The organism is Streptomyces sp. NBC_01166 (assembly GCF_045039765.1).
Taxonomy (GTDB): domain Bacteria; phylum Actinomycetota; class Actinomycetes; order Streptomycetales; family Streptomycetaceae; genus Streptomyces.
This window is the reverse complement of the sequence record NZ_CP108614.1, coordinates 174,064-191,136: the sequence shown is the minus strand read 5'-3', so window position 1 is coordinate 191,136 and position 17,073 is coordinate 174,064. Positions and strand designations below refer to the sequence as shown.

Annotated in this window: 14 protein-coding genes and 1 pseudogene; 8 read left to right on the top strand and 7 right to left on the bottom strand. The window is 66.5% G+C overall.

All coding sequences use genetic code 11. From position 1 onward, the window contains the following. Positions 1-75: 75 nt before the first annotated feature. From OG379_RS40535 to OG379_RS40525, 3 genes are all read left to right on the top strand, one after another. Entirely contained in the window at positions 76-459 is a 384-nt protein-coding gene (locus tag OG379_RS40535) for a DUF6009 family protein (RefSeq protein WP_331735307.1), read from the top strand. A gap of 1,172 nt (positions 460-1,631) precedes the next feature. Next, complete coding sequence (locus OG379_RS40530; protein ID WP_405668976.1) at positions 1,632-2,012, top strand: hypothetical protein; 381 nt, start codon at positions 1,632-1,634, stop codon at positions 2,010-2,012. Between the two features lie 11 nt (positions 2,013-2,023). Beyond that, positions 2,024-2,302, top strand: coding sequence for a hypothetical protein (locus tag OG379_RS40525; protein WP_331735301.1), 279 nt, complete (start codon positions 2,024-2,026; stop codon positions 2,300-2,302). On the opposite strand, the gene OG379_RS40520 is transcribed toward OG379_RS40525, so the two are convergent. Next, a protein-coding gene (locus OG379_RS40520; RefSeq protein ID WP_331735298.1) for an IS5 family transposase occupies positions 2,272-3,086 on the bottom strand; the annotation gives its coding sequence in 2 pieces (ribosomal slippage) (positions 2,272-2,744 and positions 2,744-3,086; 816 coding nt in all). The genes OG379_RS40525 and OG379_RS40520 overlap by 31 nt on opposite strands. Positions 3,087-3,156: 70 nt before the next feature. Between OG379_RS40520 and OG379_RS40515 the strand changes: the two genes are divergently transcribed. Next, positions 3,157-4,053 (top strand): polymorphic toxin type 44 domain-containing protein, encoded by an 897-nt coding sequence (locus tag OG379_RS40515; RefSeq protein ID WP_405668974.1) that lies wholly within the window; start codon positions 3,157-3,159, stop codon positions 4,051-4,053. 104 nt (positions 4,054-4,157) lie between these two features. Then, positions 4,158-4,361 carry a hypothetical protein gene (locus tag OG379_RS40510; RefSeq protein WP_405668972.1) on the top strand — a complete coding sequence of 68 codons (204 nt, stop codon included), beginning with the start codon at positions 4,158-4,160 and terminating at the stop codon, positions 4,359-4,361. A 148-nt stretch (positions 4,362-4,509) separates the two neighbouring features. Here OG379_RS40510 and OG379_RS40505 read toward each other — a convergent pair. Continuing rightward, positions 4,510-6,313, bottom strand: a pseudogene (locus tag OG379_RS40505) (SpoIIE family protein phosphatase). A gap of 2,901 nt (positions 6,314-9,214) precedes the next feature. Here OG379_RS40505 and OG379_RS40500 point away from each other — a divergent pair. Continuing rightward, a complete protein-coding gene (locus OG379_RS40500) occupies positions 9,215-10,150 on the top strand; it encodes an alpha/beta hydrolase (RefSeq protein WP_331735289.1) in 936 nt (311 codons plus the stop codon). 460 nt (positions 10,151-10,610) lie between these two features. On the opposite strand, the gene OG379_RS40495 is transcribed toward OG379_RS40500, so the two are convergent. Together OG379_RS40495 and OG379_RS40490 are read right to left on the bottom strand one after the other, a co-directional pair. After that, a complete protein-coding gene (locus OG379_RS40495; protein ID WP_331735286.1) occupies positions 10,611-10,883 on the bottom strand; it encodes a hypothetical protein in 273 nt (90 codons plus the stop codon). Positions 10,884-12,040: 1,157 nt separating this feature from the next. Further along, a complete protein-coding gene (locus OG379_RS40490; protein ID WP_331735283.1) occupies positions 12,041-12,484 on the bottom strand; it encodes an SCO4402 family protein in 444 nt (147 codons plus the stop codon). 194 nt (positions 12,485-12,678) lie between these two features. Between OG379_RS40490 and OG379_RS40485 the strand changes: the two genes are divergently transcribed. Together OG379_RS40485 and OG379_RS40480 are read left to right on the top strand one after the other, a co-directional pair. After that, positions 12,679-13,263 carry a DUF6461 domain-containing protein gene (locus tag OG379_RS40485; RefSeq protein WP_331735686.1) on the top strand — a complete coding sequence of 195 codons (585 nt, stop codon included), beginning with the start codon at positions 12,679-12,681 and terminating at the stop codon, positions 13,261-13,263. Positions 13,264-13,523: 260 nt separating this feature from the next. After that, positions 13,524-15,059, top strand: coding sequence for a NucA/NucB deoxyribonuclease domain-containing protein (locus OG379_RS40480; protein ID WP_331735280.1), 1,536 nt, complete (start codon positions 13,524-13,526; stop codon positions 15,057-15,059). A gap of 150 nt (positions 15,060-15,209) precedes the next feature. On the opposite strand, the gene OG379_RS40475 is transcribed toward OG379_RS40480, so the two are convergent. From OG379_RS40475 to OG379_RS40465, 3 genes are all read right to left on the bottom strand, one after another. Next, positions 15,210-15,713 carry a lamin tail domain-containing protein gene (locus OG379_RS40475; protein ID WP_331735277.1) on the bottom strand — a complete coding sequence of 168 codons (504 nt, stop codon included), beginning with the start codon at positions 15,711-15,713 and terminating at the stop codon, positions 15,210-15,212. 458 nt (positions 15,714-16,171) lie between these two features. Next, on the bottom strand, positions 16,172-16,423 hold the full coding sequence (locus OG379_RS40470; RefSeq protein ID WP_331735271.1) for a helix-turn-helix transcriptional regulator: 252 nt from the start codon (positions 16,421-16,423) through the stop codon (positions 16,172-16,174). Next, entirely contained in the window at positions 16,423-16,923 is a 501-nt protein-coding gene (locus tag OG379_RS40465) for a DUF2975 domain-containing protein (RefSeq protein WP_331735268.1), read from the bottom strand. Before OG379_RS40465 ends, OG379_RS40470 begins: the two co-directional genes overlap by 1 nt. Between the last annotated feature and the right edge of the window lie 150 nt (positions 16,924-17,073).

Here is a 17,073-nt window from a genome sequence, read left to right as displayed (position 1 = left end):
CCTCACCCGGGAACGTGCTCACCACACAGACACTGGCCCACAAACGGGCAAGGACAACGAAAAGGGGCTGCAGCCATGAGCTCGCTGCTGAACGAGAGCGACCTCTGCCACGAGAACGCAGTGGTCTGGCTGGAAAGCCCCGATGAGCTGGACTACGTCCGCCAAGCCCTCGACAAGACACCACGACGCCGCGGCAAGCCCCGCTACGAGCGTGACGGACGCATGGTCGGCTACACCGAACTAGACGCCCACGCCGAAGCCGACCCTGACAGCGGCCTACAGCTCCGGCGCGTTTTCTTTCTCCTGCCGCACGACCGTGACGCCGCCCCCGACGGCCCCTACCACGAAGGTGCACCCGGCGAAGCCGTCGACCCGCGCACCATCGAGCCCCGCCGCGTCGGCGACAAAACCCCCCGCTCCCAACGAGGCCCCGCCGCGATAGCAGCCACCAGTACCTGACTGTTATGCGGGAACAGCCACGCTTGCCTAAAATGCGCTGGTTTTCACCGTCATGCCGGACGTCATCACGATCGCTTGAGGAATGAGGTAGTGCCCCGCTGGTGGCCGAAGCTGCCGAAGCGAGTCGCCGTCGGGTACGGGCTCAGCGGCCAAGCCGGTAGCCCATCACCGCCGACCTTCTGGGGCGCGACGCAATACGACATATGCTGTCGAGGGCAAGCAGTGTGCTGGCTCGAGCTGACCTGTCGCGTCGGCCTCGGCCTGGACCCACTGGAGCAGGCGCTCTGTAGGCCGACCCACAAGGTGGCGTTCATTGACGGTCTTCGACGGTCCGAACCTCTTGGGCAGATCATGCCAGTGAGAAGACCGCGACCATGTACCTGGCCGGACTCCACGTCGCCGACGTTTTCCTCTGGGTCCGCCTGCTGACTGGGCTGGCTGGATCCGTTGCAGCCGCCCAGGAAGCGACCTTCGCACCCGTGACAGACAAGTCAACCATGCTCGCCCATATTGCCCCAGAAGTCGGTATTGAGACGTTCCGCCTTTCACCAGCTCCGGCGCCTTGGTGGGGCACTCCACCGGATCCTCGGAATCAGCGTTGTCGAGCACCGCTGTCTGCACGGGACGAGCGTCCCTGGCCATCTTGCCCCCAGGGTGAAAAGCGGTACGGGAACTGACCTTTGGAGGGTAAGGCACCCACTGACACAGCCGGGCGAAACGGCGACCGGATGATCGCGCAGAGGCCGGTGCCACGTGGAGTGCTGCCTTCACTGCGGGCCCTTGACGGTGCCGCTGGGCAGGACGACCCTGCGCAACGGAGAAGAGAGCCCCGCCGTGCGCCTTCGACGTCGCAGCCGGCCTGCGCCCGGACTTCGCAGGCTCGGATTCCTTCGGCGAGAAGGGAACGGGCTTGGTCCCGGTCGATGGGCCGGCGCCGGCTTCCTGCGGCGTGGCGATCACTGCCGGCCCGATACCGATCTCGGGGTACTCGGATAATCACGCGGTCAATCACGTTTTGATGGAAGAGGGGTTCCTGTGCGCATGGTGCGCCGCGTGGATTGAAGGCGCGGATCTGCAAGTCATCGTTGTCTTACGCCTCTTGACGAACAAAGGGGGCCGGGGCACCGGTCGTTCTGCATATGATCTGTGCGGGGTTCAGGGAGGGGCTGATCGTGGCGTGGGATGAGAGCAGCGGGGGCGGTACACCGGCTGGCCCGTCGGCTCCGGGTGGCGGGGGTCTGTTCGGCTCGTCGCCGGCGGAGAAGAGTGCGGCGGCGAACGACATCGAGACCGAGTTGGAGCCGGACACCAAGAAGGTCTCAGATGGTGCGAGGGAGAGCACGAATGCCGCGGCCAGGACGCTTGACGGCTGGGAGACTGCCTCCGGCCTGAAGAAGGTCGTGGGGACCTGGGACCAGCAGGTGAGAGTGCTGATGGGGCGACTTGCCGCGGAGAAGGCTTCTCTGCGCAACACCTCGGGTCTGTTCTTCCAGAATGATCTCGGCACGGGCAGCGAGCTCCGAGGTGTCAGATCCAGTCTTGACGAGCTGTAGGGGACCGGCCCGTGCTGACGTATCAGGAAGTCATGACGACCGATCTCAGTGCTCTGACGAAGGCTGCCGAGAAATGGGAAACCATGGCCGCCGACCTAGCGAAGGTCGGGAAGCGCTACGGGGAGACCGTCCAGAAGATCACGCTGGGGCAGAACTGGCACGGGCTCAGCGTGGAAGCGGCGCACACGAAGTTCGCGACGACCCGACGCGAATACACGTCCGCGCAAACCGAGGCAAAGTCGGTCGCTAAGACCGTGTCCTACATGGTCAGTTTGAGGAACCGTTTGTAGCAGCAGAGGGTGGCTGCGAGTCCGAGAAAGGCCAGGTAGTTGCCTGGTTTCCGCTCGTAGCGGTGGTTGAGTCTGCGGTATCCGGTGAGCCAGGACATGGTGCGCTCGATGACCCACCTGCGTCGACCGAGCCGCTCGCTGGACTCGATGCCCTTGCGGGCGATACGCACCCCGATGTGCTTGCCCCAGAGCCATCGCCGCAGGTGAGGGACGTCGTACGCCTTGTCAGCGTGAAGGCGGCGGGGCTTCGATTCCGTCGCGTGGGATTCGTGTCCCATGTGGAAATGGGACAGCATCGGCTTCAGGGCCCGGCTGTCATGGGTGTTGGCCGCGGAGAGCCCGACGCGTAGGGGCAGTCCGTCCGCGTCGGACAGGACGTGCATCTTGGAACCTGGCTTGCCCCGGTCCACGGGACTCGGACCTGCAAGTTCGCCCCCTTTTTAGCGCGAACGTGCGCGGAGTCCAGGACCGCCCGTGACAGATCGATCAAGTCCCGCTCGTCCAGAAGCTGGAGAATCTTCTGATGCAGCCGGCCCCACACCCCGGCTCTCGACCAGATGACGAACCGGCGGTGCACGGTCGACTTCGACGCCCCGAAGCACGGCGGCAAGGCCCGCCAGGCGCACCCGCTGACCAGCACGTAGACGATCGCCGCGAAAACCGCCTCATCATTGATGTTCGCGACCCCGCCCCCTTGCGGGCGCACCCGAGCCGGCGGCAGCAACGGCCCCGCTATCTCCCACAGTCCGTCCGGAACGATCCATCCCCACCGTCCACTCCCCATGCCCAGTATAACTACCAACTGGCCATGTAGGACACGGTCTAAGATCCTGAGAGACGCGCACACCGGTTTCGTGGACCTGAAGAAGAAGGTCGAATCGGCCCGGGACGACGCGGTGGCCGCCGGCATGGCGGTCTCGGCAGCAGGACGGGCCGGCTTCGACTTCACACGCCTCAAGGATCCGTCGCAGGAACATGCCCTGCGCCACGACCCGGACCTGAAAGGTGTGGAGGAGTCTTGGACCTCGCACATCGCTGCAGCTGTACGCGCCGTGGACGAATTCGACAAGGCCGTCAAGCAAGCGCTCGAAGCCGTGGTTGTGGACGGAAACCTGCTTGACGGCACGGTCGGAGGCTTCAACGCCACCGCCACGCCCGTCATCCCCCCGACAGGGCAGGAGCGCAGCGAGCAGAAGTTCACCGACGCGGAGAAGTGGATCTTTGAGGAGATGAAGCGGAACGCGAAGTCGGACACCGTCGGCAACATAAAGGCCCTGCTTGATGAGCCGGAATGGTATGAGTTCGGGCGGAATTACGGATCCGACATCAACGCGGCGATGGTGATGTGGGGTGCGAAGGTGGCCCCGGGCCAGGACTGGGACCACAAGCCCCAGCTCCAGCAGCGGTACGACCTCCAGACGATCGACGACTACTACTTCAAGCAGCCCGGAACGAACCGCGAAGTCTTCTACGACATCTACTCCAACGTTCACTACGGATACGTCGGCCGGGCCGCAGGCTTCGACACGGACACCCTGATCCAGGGCGCCTCCCTCGGAGAAACGGTGCTCACGGGAGACGACGACCAAGGCGACCAGATCACGATGCGGGTTGGGATCGACCTCTACGAGAAGTACGGTGACGACCTGACCGAGGAACAGCTCCGGCAAGGAATCAACGACGCGATGGACCAGATGGAGCAAGCGCAGCATAACGGCGAGAACGTCCCGCAGGTCAGGACCCGGAAGTGACGCGCGGGCAGTGGGGCTGTGTGGCCGCCCCCGTAGGAGGCCTGGCCACCGGCGTAATCGGGTCTGTACTCCTCTCGGCCGCCTGGCGCGCATGCGACGTCGGAGTGAACGGCGCGGCCAACAGTCTTGCGCTGATCTTCTACGGGGCTCTGCTCACGATCATCTCGGCAGTGTGGTGGGGTGCGCTCATTGGCTACGTAGGACGTTGGAACCTCGCCGTTGCCCTCCTTGGTGGCACGGCCGGCGCTGCGGTCATGGTCTGGATCTTCGTGGCTCTTCTCCACGTTCCGAACGGCTACCGCTGCTGATGAGGTGCGAGCCGCACCGCACGCCCGGGCGAGGGACACAGCGCACACCACCAGCACCGACAGGTCGACCGTAGAGGAGCGCAGCAGGTCAGCCAGTGCCCGCCAGGTAACACCGCTTGGCGATCTATGAGGTCGATAGTCCGAAGCGTCATCTTGGTGGCAGAGTCATCTCAAACCAGACCACTTTGCCCGTGGACAGCCGCGTCGCCCCCCACCGCCGCGCCAGCCGGTTGACGAGGAACAGCCCCCAGCCGCCCTCGTTGGTCTCCCGGGCGCGCCGCTGCCGGGGGAGCTGCGGGGAGTCGTCGCCGACCTCGCAGCGCAGGATGTCCGTACGCAGCAGGCGCAGCGTCACCGGCCGCTCGGCGTACCGCACGGCATTGGTCACCACCTCGCTGACCAGCAGCTCCACCTCGTCCGACAGGTCGTCCAGCCCCCACCGGCTCAGCGCCCTGCGGGCCAGCCTGCGGGCCCGGCCGGGCGCCGCGTCCTCCGGCTCCAGGAACCAGTACGCGACATCGCTCGGCGCGATCCCGTCGAACCGCGCCGCCAGCAGGGCGATGTCGTCGTCCCGGTCACCCTGCCCGAGCATGTCCAGAACGTCGTCGCAGAGCGCTTCCAGCGGCGGCGATTGGCCCGGGTCGGCCAGCTGCGCGGTCGTGGCGAGGCGTTCGCGGAGGATCTCGATGCCCGTCCAGACGTCCCGTATCCGGGACTCCACCAGTCCGTCCGTGTACAGCAGCAGCGTGGCGCCGGCCGGGGCGTCCAGCTCGACGGCCTCGAAGTCGACCCCGCCGACACCGATCGGCGCGCCCGGCGGCACCCGCAGCACCTCCGCCCGGCCGCCCAGGTGGAGCAGCACCGGCGGCGGATGGCCGGCGTTGGCGATCGTGATGCGGTGCGCGACGGGGTCGTACACCGCGTAGAGGCAGGTCGCCATGCGGTCGCTGCCGAGCCGCTGCGCCTGCTCGTCCAGATGGTGCAGGACCTCCTGCGGCGGCAGATCGAGGCCGGCCAGGGTCTGCGCGGTGGTGCGCAGCTGCCCCATAATCGAGGCGGAAATCATGGAGTGGCCCATCACGTCACCGACGACCAGGGCGACACGGTTGCCGGGCAGCGGGATCGCGTCGTACCAGTCGCCGCCGACCCGGGCCGTCTCGGCGGCCGGGAGATAGCGCGAGGCCAGGCGTACGCCCGTGGGCTGCGGCAGGGAGTCGGGCAGCATCGTGCGCTGGAGCTCGTCGGCGATGTAGGCCTCTCGGCCGTACAGCACGGCCTTGTCGATGCCGAGCGCAGTTTGCGTAGCAAGCTGGGCAGCGGCTAATAGGTCATCCGGATCGAAGGCAGGGCGTCCGGCCCCGCGGAGGAAGACAGTGGCGCCGATCACTCGGCGGCGTCCGCGGAGCGGGGCCAGGATCGCGCGGTGCCCGGTCGGCACGGTCCGGCCGGCTCCCAGCAGTTCGGGCAGGGCGACGCGGGCCACGGCGGAGTCCCCGAAGACCGGCCGCACCCCGCGCAGTACTTCCGCCAGTGCACTACCGGGACGGATCTCGCTCAAGTCGAGCACATCTAGGTCGATGAAATTCGGTGCATGCTTGTCGTCTTCGTGTAATTGGTTCAAGCGACGCAACCGCAGCACGAACGGACTGACCGGCTGTTCGTCACCGACGGGGAGGGGGTCACGGAGGTAGACCAATACAGCGTCGGCGAATGTAGGCACGCTGGCCCTGCATAGCCCCAGCACGATCTCGTCCAGGTCCATGCCGCGGGAGATACGCCGGGTCGCGGGATCCGACGAACCGAATCCGGTCTGAATCCCTTCGTACGACGAGCTCGGCTCCTGGTCCATCTCTCCTGCTGGGAGGGTTATCCGGGGTTGTTCCGGACAACCTCCCCTCGCCAACGCCCCAGCCGTCAGCTTCGGGCCCGTTCGGGATCGCGGCTTCCCCCATGCCTGGCCGTGGGTCTCCGAGGAGGTCCCGCCACCCCAGTTCGTCAGCGATCTCCTCCACGGTTTCGTGCTCACGGTCGAGTACGAAGCGGGCAGTCTCGAGCGCTTCGTCGACCCGGTCAAGAGTGCTGTCCTCATCGGAAGGACCGGTGAGCTGCTGGGGGAGTTGGATGCTCGAGTCCGGTTGGGGTGGGAACCCTGGATTGCCAGCGGTCCGTAGATCCTGAATCTCAGCCTCGAGTACAAGAATCCGGCGTGCAGCCATGTCCGCAACAGCCTGAGCCCTCACTCGTTCGGCTTCCGCACGGGCAAGGTGAAGTTCCAGGTCACCTCTCTGCACCGTGGCGCGCCCTAGGCGGTGACGCAGGGGACCAGTGTTCGCGACTCCGGGACCTGGCCTCGAAACCAGAGCATCCAGGCGGTGTGTAAGCCCGGAAATTTGGGCCTGAGCCTGCCCTAGAAGGTTGAAGAGGACCGTGGCGACCTGCAACGCCTGATTGCGTGCTCGCTCGCTGGTTTCATAAGCCTGTCGTACTCGGTTGAGTTCCTCCAGGGCGTTGAGAGCTCGCTCCTGGGCCTGGAAGACCTCACGGACGGACACGGCTGGCTCGCCATTGGCAGCGAGCACCGTGGGGTTCGACTCAGCGGCTTCCCACACGGATCGAGCGGGGGCTAAACGGCGATCTGTTGCTGGCTGGGGTTCGTGGTGGAAACACGAGTCTGCCACTGCCTCAACCAGGTCCCATGTCAGTCCGTCACCAGCGAGCCGGTCCCGTAGTTTCCTAAGCGGGGGCACCACTCCGTCATGGAAGTGATCAGAGACAAGCCGGACATGCAACGCCGGAACGCTCAAGGCGGCTTCGTCCAGCCATGAGCGGACGATGCCGACAAGATCGTTGATCTCAGTGCAGGGCCCCTTCGCCGTCGCCCACGGACGACCTGGCCGCTTCGCACCAGTCACGCTTGACGCCCCTTCAAGGGTTGTTGCGAACAACCCGGCGTTGTCAGCTGAACAACATCCAACCTGCGCGCGAAGACCCACCGCAGGCGGATCCTCACATTGCCCAGCGCTCAAACGATTCTCAGTCAGCGACGAACCTGGTCGTGGAGCTCCTCAATCCGCCCAGCCCCAGCCGGACTGCGAAACAACACCCCCAAGAAGCGGAGTCACCTCGTGCAGAGCAGCCATCGCTCACCTAGCTCAGCCACCGTCCGGCGGGTCCGCCGCGCACAGCACTGGCTTCTCCGTCGACGCCATGCCCTGCTCTCCAGCGCACTCCGAGGCGCCGCCTATGCCACAGGGGCGGGACTGGTTGGTCTCGGCTTCTGGTGGGTCCAGCAACAGCTGTAAGTCACCGCAGCCGCTTAGCTTCCGCTTCACCGATGCAGGTGAAGCCGTCCGGCCCTGCTCCCGCCCGCCTACGACGCCTTGGTGCGTAACACCAAGGCGTTCAAGGAAGCCGTTGACCGGACGTTGGCGGAGCTGGCCCGCCGGGGGTGACCCTTGCGCCGGCGACCGTGGTGGACACGATCGAGAAGCAGATCACCACCGTCTCCGAGCGGCTTGGGATCCAGGTGCGCTCCGCCTGGCGGTTCCTTCGACGCCTCCGTCACCGCCGACCGGCTCGTGCAGAGCCTGGCGTCATACGAGGAGAGCAGCAGCGGGAAGAGTGTCGGGCAGGCCCCGAATCCGATCGACAATCCGGAGCTCGCCCTGGTCATCGCCGGGGTGCCGGACTCGCTGGCGCAGACTGGCGGCGACCTGTACCCGGTCGTCATCAACGTTGCCGGATGCGCACCATCACCAAGCTGCAGTCGAAATCCACCAAGTGGTTCGGCCGCGACGTGTGGTCCCGCGCCGTCAGCGACGCGGGCTACGCAGTCACCCGCCGCTGACGTCAGCGCGCAGGGACAGGCCGGACGCCACGGACGACCAGCTGTCGTCCGTACGGGGTGGCCATGGGTTCCATCTGGATACCGGTGCGCAGCGGCCTCACCGAGAAGCCCCGGTCGGGGTGGGAATGCCAATGCCGTCGGGGGAGAGGGTGAAGCCGAGCCCCGTGTAGAAGTCCGTCAGCTCCGGCTCGTGCGCGGACAGGACGGCCGCGCCGAACTTCCCCTCCTCGTGGGAGCCAGCCTTGCGCGATGCCCTTGCCTCGCCATGCTAATGGGTGCCGCCCGCGACCACGCGATCACGGCGGTCGGAGCCGCGCGCCTGGATCCGCTCGGTTGTCTGGCTGGTCGGGTCTGGTCTGTATCCACGGTCGGGGCCGGCCACGCTCGTGGTCGCTCGTGATCTGGCCTCCCGGATGGACTACCAGCGCGGGCTTTTCGTACGGGCTCGACGGCACTCAATCTGTGTCTCTCCGGTCGTGCGTACACGGCCACCGCCAATAACTACGTCGTGGTGATCCCGGGAGCGTGCGGTCGCGGCATCAGGGGCACGGAGCGGGCAGGGGCATAGCCCTGTGCATAACCGATCTGTGGATAAGCCCAGTTCAGGGGTGCGTGAGCCCCATTCTCTCGGTCGGTTGATGAACGCCCCTCGTTCATCGGGGCGGGCATCGCCGTGAGCGTTTCATCAGTAGGACGCGCGTCCCAATCTGCTTCCGGTGCCGAGGGAGGCCGCGCCGCAGCCGAACTTGAGGTTGCAGTGGGTCGCGTATAACGGTGCCGCCGCCCCTCGGCTCCACCTGCCCAGCCTCGTGAAAGCGCACGCGTGAGCCCCGTGACCAGGCCCACATGATCCACAGTCTCAGCGGTCGCTCGCGGGGGATAACCCCACCGCGCTCGCTGGTCCCAGCGCCACCACCATTAGACATGTCAGCCGGATCGTGCGAGCTGCCGGGATCTCGAATGATTGGGCAGACACGGCGCACCCTCTGCTCTTGAAGGATCACTCATGTCCCGCACCCCCCGCAGGTACCGGTCCATGTACCGCGTGCTGTCGTCTCTCGCCGTGCTGACCCTGGCTGCCGGCGCCGCCACGGCGTGCAGCAGCGACGACTCCTCGGCCGGCTCCTCGGCCTCTACGTCCGCCATCCCGTCCGCCTCTGCGGGGACCGGCAAGGCGGCCGAGGCGAAGCTGCACATGGTCGACAACGACGGTCACCGCCTGGCCTTCTACGCCATACAAGGCAACGGTTCCACCATCGTCCTGGACTCGGGCGGCGGCGAGGACTCCTCGCAGTGGAAGGACATCGCCCCCAAGGTTCACGCGGCCACCGGCGCCACCGTCATCACCTACGACCGGGCCGGCCTCGGTAAGAGCGACGTGGTGCCCGGCGCGTGGAAGGTCCAGAGCGCCGTCAGTGACCTCAAGGCGGGCCTCAAACAGTTGGGCGTCGCCAAGGACGTCACCCTGGTGGCCCACTCCCAGGCCGGCGAGATCGCGAACAACCTCGCCCAGGACGATCCGGTGATGCTCTCCGGCGCGGTCCTGGTCGACGCCAACCTCCCTCAGTTCTTCACCGACGAGGAAATCCCCCGCCTCGTCGCCGCGACCCAGCCGGACGTCGACGCAGCGAAGAAGGACCCCGAGAAGCCGGCCAACCGCCAGCTCATCTCTACCGCGGAGGGCTTCGCCGAAGCACACCACGCCTTCCACAAGGTGGTGTGGCCCACCTCAGTGCCTGCAACGGTCATCGTCTCCGAGAAGACCCCGTTCGCAGGCTCTCCCCCGGACGCCCAGCACTGGCGTGATGCGGCGGCCTCATTCGTCAAGGAAGCGCCCAACCGGACGCTCGTCACCGCCAAGGGCACCTCCCACGAGGTGCCGACGGAACGCCCCGACCTCGTAGTCAAGGCAATCGAAGACAGGTTCGCCGCACAGCACTGACCCCACGGGCGCCGGCGTTCTTGCAAACCAGGTGCGGACCGCCCGGTACCAAGCAAGTAAGTGGCTGATTGGACGGCAGTACGCCGACCAACCAGCGGGCACCAGTGCGCCGGCGGTGAGGCTGTGGCGGCCGAGCGCTGCACCGTGAGGGCTGGCCCACAGCGGCCGCCGCACCCGACGTTCAGCTCCCTGCCGACGACCTGGTGGCGGCCGTGCTTGTCCTGGACGGCCCGCACCCGCCGACCCCAGCACTCGTCTGGCATGAGCGGAAGGGATGGCGCACCGCCACATCCCGCCGCCACCCCCTCACACCAGGCGCCACCGCCCGCCAGGCGCCGGCGGGCCGAGATTCTTGCTGGCGGTGAGGGTGTCGGGGTGTTGGGCCGAGGAGTCGTTCCTGGTCGGTGAGGACGGCTTCTTGGAGGGCGATGGCCTCGTCGGTGCGCCCACCCCGCTGCCCCTATGTAGTCTCGTCCAGCCGGTTCCTGCGCCGGGAGGAGAGCAGACGTACGTACAGGGCTACGGCGAGCAGGATCCAGGCCACCGCGCAGTACGCCCACCCGGACTCGCCTCTGATCAGGCCGACAGTGGACCAGATCCCCCACAGGAGAAGCACCACGACCAGCGCGGTGAGGGCGATGTTCTGGACGCGGCTGCGCAACTGCTCCCGCTGCCGGGTGCCGGGTTCGAGATCGCCGAGTTCCGACGGGTCGTCCGTCCCTTGGTGGCTCATTATCGAGGTCCCCTCCGTTGGCTGTCGAGAACTCCCGTGTACCCCAGGGCTGTTACCGCAGTCGGTTCGCGGCCGGTTGGAGAGCCGCTGCCGCCCGGGATTGCCGACCGGTGGGCGGCAACCGTCGATGGCGCGGCGGTGTCTCCATTCGCATGAGACACCGCCGGCGTTCACGGGCCCTCCCCGAATGATGGGGAGCTGAGGTTGTGGAGGACCGACCGAGCGCTGACCCGACTGGGCTTCCCGTCAGTCCGTAAAAAATTGAGATGCGGGCGCTGGGACGCTTGACTTGCCCCTGCGGGTCCTGCGGGCGCCCCGTGAACCGGGGCAGGCCAGAGAGGCGGACCCTTGCCCGGCTGCCCCGCTGACCTGCCGTGCTCGTGTTGTCCCCCATAACCACCGGGCCGCCACCCCGCGACACTCGGAATGCCAGCAGCCTCACCCTCTCGGTCAGTCCACAGGAGCGAGTGAGGGCCTCCCGGATCGGGGTGGGCGCATCGTGTCGCCCGGCGAGGGGAGGGGAGGGGAGGGGAGGGGAGGGGAACGTCGAACGCCCCGCAGTGAAGCCTGCGGGGCGTTCGACGGGCAAGCAGCCCACAGGGGTAGATCTGCATCGCCTTGGTCTTGGTAACGAGGGGCCCGGGGGCCGGTTACGGGATCGTGAGGTGGTGTGGATGGTGGGACGGCTAGGAGTGGTCGCCGGTCCAGCCGCGTACTTGATCTCAGGGACCGATCCCTCGGAGAGACCAGGTGGAAGCCGCCACCGGCGGCGTGGCGGGGGCTGTGGCTCCGGGGGGCGTAGGGGGTGCAGCCCGTGGGCCCGGCAGCCACAGCTGGTGCTGCGGCTGCCGGGGGCTGAGTCCCCCGGCAGCCGCACTGGGTCGGCGCTCGGCGGCTGGCTGGAGAGCTGAGCGCGTACCCGCTGTCACTGTGTCGCCTTGGAGGCAGTGCTCCGTGCGGCGACACGCGGCCGGTTTTGTGGTTTCAGGCGGTGTTCGTTGTCGCCTGGGATCGGTGATGCTGGGCTTCGAGATGGGTGGGAGGTGGCCGAGGGCGGAGTGCAGGCGTTCGGTGCTGCGCACTTCGCCAAGGCTGGGTGATGCCCCGGCCAGATGGAGGACCACTTGAAAAGCTGTGGTCATGACTCGCCGTGCTGGTCATCCGTCCCGGACACAACCGGCTTGGCGCCGCGGCCGGCGATAGCCGGCGTCATGCAGCTTGCTCAACGCCGAGCGATCATTGGACACCATCACCTGGGCCAACCGGGCTGCCGCGGCGACCACGGCAGACCAGCCTGGTGAATCCAGATAGACCTCGTCGCGGGCCGTGGAGCCGATCGAGTCCTGCACCGCGTTGTAGGCGGTACCAAGACCTGCCATCAGTTCAACCTCCTCCTCGCTGCGGAGACACTGCCCCAGCCAGGGCGACGGATTGCCCGCATCGCAGAAGTCGTCGAAAAGCACATGCACCGTGTAGTTGAGGTCCTCGAACTGACCCGGATCGAGCCACACCTCTCGCTGCCATGTCGGGCTCGCCAGCGCCACGACGGCAGGCACCACATGGAGACGGTAGTACGGCAGAGCAATACCGTGATCAATCACGAGCCAAGAATTGCATGATCGGCCGGACAGCTCCTAGGGGTTTGGTCGCCGAAGACCGATGACGGGGTACGGGGTGTACCTACCGAGCTGACACGATCACGCTGACCGAGGCGGTGCCGGTGAACGGTGATACCGCGTGGTGCACTGTTTGGCGCAGAGCGTTGGCTGGGCCAAGTCCGGGAGGGGTCGGTTTGGTGAATCTGACGGAGCTGTTCGGGGAGGCCTGGTGCGTCACGCTGGCGCCCGGGGACCCTTCGGAAGCGCTGGAACGTATGGGTGTCGCGGCCCTGGGGGTGATGCCTGATGGGCTGAAACGGGCGACCGAGCGGCTCGTCCTCGGCGACGATAGCGGCGTACTGCTGCTGGGGTGCGAGGTGGCAGCAGGCTGGACCCTGGTGGTCGAACTCGAAGGCACGACCGGCTGGGTGGGAGCGAACCAAGAGGTGCTGGCGGCTCTGTCCGGGGACGGGCGGACCGCGGTCTCCGCGTATGAGGATCCCAACCAGTTGACGGTCCATATGGCGGTGAATGGCGCGGTGCTCGGCTGGCTCGACGCCGTCACCGGCAGACGCTTCGGCGAAGATTTCGGCTCGGCAGGGGAGGCCCTGACCGCGGCCGGGTTTCCCGATACAGCAGACGGCGAACCGTCAGGAGAAGCCGCCGCACTGGAGCCATCCGAGCGCGCTGCGCTGGCGCTGCGGGAGGTGACCGGCGTCCAGCTGGAAGATGACCACCTTGAGGGTCCGTGGCTCGGAGGCATCAGCGTCATCGGCGCGTGAGATTACTCGGGGCCGCTTGTTTGTGCGAGGGGAGAACAACCAGCCGGGGAATGTCTCCCGCCAGCCGCCCTCAAGGGTGACTCAAGGGCGTGAGCCCCCTTGTGCGCCTTGTTTCGCTTCGTGACGGCCTGTCACGCTCGGTTACGCGTCATCACTACATGCCTTGAACGGGTAGACGGCTTCGCCTGCCCGGAAGCGAGTACGCAAGGGGGAACTGAGTGATGTCATACCGCAGGCCATGGCGTGCCAGAGCACTTGCCGTGGGCACCGCAGCCGCCCTTCTCACCTCACCCGCTCACCTCGCCACCGCTCAGCCCGCACCCGCCAACACCTACACGCAGTTCGCCGGGCCCTCCACGGCAGAGACCACGACCATCACGATGAGGGTCGGCGTCAGCCAGGAGACGCTGGCCGAACTGCGTGCTCAGGGGTCACGAGCCCAAGCGGAAGGCACAACCGGCCTCCCGAAGCCCGCTCCTACCGTGCAATCCGCCAAGCGGCCGGCCTCCGGCGAAACCTCAGCGCGCAGTGTGCGGCCGGCGCTCACGCTGCTGAGCGGTCAGCAAGCATCGAATGCGGCGGCCACTGCGAACCCGCAGCCGTCCTCCCAGGCCGAGGGCCCCGGGTCGTTCGTTGCGGCGCCGATCGGGGACCGGCCCGATCCGGCGCTGAGCGAGGCGTGCTTCAAGGGCGACAACGTTGAAACAGGTATCGGCCGGGTGTTCAACCGCTTCACCTACTGCACCCGGGTGAACGTCGAAGCCGTCTACTGGTCGATCGATGCAAAGGGCATCCCGATCGAGGAGGAAGGCACCACCACCGCCAAGCTGGAGGTCTTCTCCCAAGGCGACGACCACGACCGCAGAGCCCGCGTCTTCGCCCAAATTCAAAAGGACTCCGTCGACTACGACTGGGGGCCCCTCGACAACATCTTCGTCGCCCCCAACGTCCCACTGTCTCTGCTGGGTCAGTGCGTACAGGACTCCGACGTCTGCCACGCCAGCCGCGGCGCCTACACAATGCCGTGGACGACCTGGGACAACAACCCTGACTGGGCCTACTGGGACGTCTACAACCACGAACGGGTCAGCGAAGGCCGCGACAAGATCTCCTACAACCAGTGGAGGGTCGAGCTCTACACCGACAACGAGGAGTACAAAACCCTCGTCCGTGGCCGCACACCCGCCCGCATGCTGCGCTGTGACTCCGCCGCCTACTTCAACCTGGGCAAGGCGAAGTACCCCCAGGCGTGCATCTTCAGCGAGGTCACCCCGTACCTCACCTACACTCTCGGCTCCACCCACCACGCCGTCGCCGAACACATCGACACCGCCCACAACCGCCCCAACACCACCTACCCGCTCCTCGCACCGCCCGGCGTCCCCTGGCCCAGGGACAAGAACATCCCCGGCAAGTACATCGCCGGAAATCCTGACGCACCGGGCCTGCACCGCATCACGAAGAAGCTGCACCCCGCCGAGTCCAAGGCGAACAAGGACCACAAGGACGGCGCCTGCTTCAAGACCGGCCCCGAGCGGCTCAAGTACCTCGACACCGGCCTGCCCACCCGACCCTCCTCCGGTGAACAGTGCGACGAATACCCCTTCGCCTCCACCCTCGAAGGCGCAGGCCACCCCAGGCCCGACTTCTCAGTGAAGTCCATCCCCGCCACCGACAACCGCGTCGCTGGCGGCATGCTCCGCAAGTACTACGTCGATGACCGGGTCCTCGCCTGGGACCCCACCCTGCCACGCCCCTACCAGACCAACGACCGCTTCTACGTCCAGATCCAGTAACTCCCCACAAGGCGCTCGACGGTGCGCGGCCCGGAGAACCCGGTGGTGCGCCGCCGAGCGCCGATGGGCCGGTCTGCTGACCGGTCTCAGGCCGGCTGCCGCAATGCGGAGGACGGTCCTACGCGCTTCGCACCGTTGGCTGCGCGGGGATTACCCGTGGTACGTGATGTAGCCGTTGCCGTCGCGGTCGTTGGCCTTCTTGGTGTAAGAGTGGACGTCGGCGCGAGCGCCGGAGGGCTTGTACAGGTAGATGGTGTCCTTGTCGTTGTTCCAGATGAAGTTGCAGTTCTGGCGGTAGACGACGTTCTTGGCGTCGGAGTCGGTGCCGCGGTTGCCGCGGAGCTTGATGTAGTCGCCGGGCTGCAGGTTGTGGGTCGCCTTGAAGGTGAACTTGTTGCCGGCGGCGTCCTTGACTACGTAGCCCTTGAGATTGACGGTCGCAGTGCGTGAGTAATTCTTGATCGTCAGGTACTCGTTCGCGGTGTTGCCGCCGGAGCACTTGTTGGAGTCGCTGCCGGGGGCGTCGTATTGGACACCCTTGATCTTCAGGGCCGAGGAGTACTCGGCTGCCTGGGCCGGGGCGCCGGCCACGAGGCCGAGCGAGATGACCGAAGCGGCAGCTGCGGCGGCGGCCAGGGCATGACGGATACGCATGAGGATTCCCCCCTCTTGGTGCGAATGTAGCGTCCTGGAGCATACCGAGGTTTGTGACCATCACGTGAAGAGAGATGGAGAAAGTGTGTGCGGTGATCGTTGTCGTGTTCGGCCTTGCAGGAGGGCCTGCGCGCGCCACCGCCACCACCGCCGTGACCGGCCCAAGGCACCGGCTGCGCCGGTCGGCCCCCTGGAGCTTGACCCAGGACAAGCGGTGCCGGGGAGGTCAAGTGATGGCCTCTGGCCTCACCTGAAACGGCCAGGACCTACAGCACTGTCGCTGCGCAAGCCCCGTCTCGGCAGTAAGCGACCACCGGTGCCCGATCGGTGGCCGAGTCCTTCCAGGCCCGGATTGCCCGATCTCGCCTGCCTCCAGCGCTGCAGCTGCCCGCGCCGCCGTCTCCCTTCGGAGCGAAGCGTTGTCGGGGCAGCCTCTCAGCCGCCTTCTGGTCCGGCTGTCAGGTCGCGACCGGAGCGTCCTGGGTGGGTAGTTCGTCCGGCTCGTCGGCTGCCTCCCAGCGCAGGAGGTCCCCTGGCTGACAGTCGAGAACTTCGCAGAGCGCAGCGAGCGTCGAGAAGCGCACTGCCTTGGCGCGCCCGTTTTTGAGAACCGCCAGGTTGGCCGGAGTGATCCCGACACGTTCGGCGAGCTCACCCACGGACATCTTCCGCCTGGCCAGCATCACGTCGATGTCGACAGCAATCGGCATCAGATCACCTCGTTCAACTCGGCCTGCATCTGGGCCGCCTCGGCGTCGCGTGCGACTGCCTGGGCAAGCAGCGTGCGCAGCACGAGGACCATCAGTGCGACTCCAAGCACAGCGAGGCCGGCACCGCCGATCAGGAGGACGACGCCTGGTGCGACGGCTTCACCCGGTGCCAGGACGGCATCGAGCGCCCACAGCAGGAGCGCAGCTGCCGCGAAGGCGCCGGTCACGATGTCCACCTGCCGAAAAGCGGAAGGGGAGAACACCGTCCCGCGACGAACCTTCGTCACGAGCTGCCACACGCAGGCGAGGACGACCTCGGCGCACACAATGCCCAGCACGACGATGAGCAGGATCGGAATACGAGGCAGGTCCGCAACATCCTTGTCCAGCCCGTCCAGATCGCGGGCGAGCAGCGGCACCAGTACCCCCTGCACGAACACGGAACCGGTGAGCAACACCACGATCACGGTACGTAGTGCGAGCACGGTCAGTTTCCCCATGGTAACTCCTTCTATCGAAAATCGATAGTAACCCATCGCCTTTCGATAGGAGGATGAGTGGGGGATTGTCCACAGCGAGCGGCGTAGCTACACGCAGTAGCGCTCCGTACCCTTGAGTGATATTCCCTGGTAGTGGGCATCCTTTGGGGT

Bases quoted from the DNA above. Each gene is read 5' to 3' on its own strand.
- OG379_RS40465 (WP_331735268.1), bottom strand. From the start codon at position 16,923: ATGGGGAAACTGACCGTGCTCGCACTACGTACCGTGATCGTGGTGTTG.
- OG379_RS40495 (WP_331735286.1), bottom strand. From the start codon at position 10,883: ATGAGCCACCAAGGGACGGACGACCCGTCGGAACTCGGCGATCTCGAA.
- OG379_RS40535 (WP_331735307.1), top strand. From the start codon at position 76: ATGAGCTCGCTGCTGAACGAGAGCGACCTCTGCCACGAGAACGCAGTG.
- OG379_RS40500 (WP_331735289.1), top strand. From the start codon at position 9,215: ATGTCCCGCACCCCCCGCAGGTACCGGTCCATGTACCGCGTGCTGTCG.
- OG379_RS40475 (WP_331735277.1), bottom strand. From the start codon at position 15,713: ATGCGTATCCGTCATGCCCTGGCCGCCGCCGCAGCTGCCGCTTCGGTC.
- OG379_RS40470 (WP_331735271.1), bottom strand. From the start codon at position 16,423: ATGCCGATTGCTGTCGACATCGACGTGATGCTGGCCAGGCGGAAGATG.